The 1,399-nt window shown below is 46.7% G+C and carries 1 protein-coding gene; it reads right to left on the bottom strand.

Translation table 11 applies throughout. The features are described from left to right. A partial coding sequence (locus OSCI_RS09310; protein ID WP_019487179.1) for an oligosaccharide flippase family protein occupies positions 1-1,342 on the bottom strand: 1,342 nt, incomplete at its 3' end. Between the last annotated feature and the right edge of the window lie 57 nt (positions 1,343-1,399).

Below are 1,399 nucleotides of genomic sequence, written 5' to 3'. Positions count from 1 at the left end.
AGGGAAACACTGTCGCCCCAGGAAGTCCAAGTCCCAAAGCCAAGCGAATGCCGATCGCAACTACTAGCAAAGCCAGAAATAACCCTGTAGTCTGAATATCTTGCCTCGCAGCGCTTAACTCCTCGCGTTCCAAACCATAAACTATAGCCGCGTAAAATGGCAAATCATTGAGTGCAACTACTGCGATCGCCCCCAGCATACCCCCAAAATAAAACCCCGTCGGTAGTCCCACCACCATAAAAATAAACTTTAAAACACAGCCATAAGCAGGATAGTAACTCTTGCCGATCGCAAACAACACCTGGTCAATTGTCTGTGTCAAAATTCGAGGCCATATCCCCAAAGCTAACACCGGTAACATCCAGGCAGCATTCGAGTACCTACTATCATAGAGGGCAAGAATCACAAAATCCCCAAAGCTAACTAATAGCGCTACGCCTAACGCCACTGCCAGCAAAATCGGCTGACGGTTTTTGAGAATTTTAGCCCGAAAAGTTGGACGCGGGAGCTCAGCAAGCTGTGAAAAAGCTGGGAAAAGCACTTTACTACTGACAGCTAAAACCACCTGACGCGGTATATCCGCAATGATAAAAGCAATGCCGTAAACGCCTAACAACTCAAAGGAAATCATTTTTCCTAACATGAGGCGATCGCTTTGTTCGGCCAGAAATGTTACCGCCGTCGAAACAAAAATCCACTTGCCAAAAGAAAAGATTGCACTAGCCGCCTCTCGATCCCATACCCAGCGGTTAGGTGTTGCCAAATTCAACCAATGACTCCAAATTAATTGAATTAAACTACCCACCAGCGTCCCAACTACCAAAGCCCAAATACTTTTATCAAACCACGCCCAAGTAATCATCGCCGCAATTGAAACCGCCTGACCTCCTAGCTCAAAAATTGCCAACTTTGCGATCGCCATCTGGCGATTGAGAGTATACAAAGAAGTGGAGTTAAACCCAGAAATAACCGTACTTAAACCCACCACAGGTAGCAGCCAAAAAAGCTGTGGTTCTCCATATAGCAGGGAAATCGGCTTTGCCAATAACAAGCAACAAAACCACAGGGTACACCCCCGAACGATCTGCAAAGTCCAGGCCGTATTGAGAAAATCTGGTTCGTTTCCGCGCCTATTCTGGATGATGCTTGGCCCGATGCCAATATCCGAAAATAGGTGAAGACCGATGATAAAAATATTTACCAACGCCATCAGACCGAATAGTTCTGGGTAGAGCAGACGAGCTAGAATGATATTGCTACCAAACCGCAAAATCTGGCTCATTCCATACCCAGCAATTGTCCAAGCTGCACCCCGAAGAGCAAGTTTTTTTAAAGATGACATGATGAAGGAAGAGGGAAGAAGGGGCTAGGGGCTAGGGGCTAGGGGCTAGGGGAAGAG

Origin of the sequence: Kamptonema sp. PCC 6506, from assembly GCF_000180455.1 — a bacterium.
GTDB lineage: Bacteria > Cyanobacteriota > Cyanobacteriia > Cyanobacteriales > Microcoleaceae > Kamptonema > Kamptonema formosum.
This window is presented reverse-complemented; position numbering and strand designations above follow the sequence as displayed.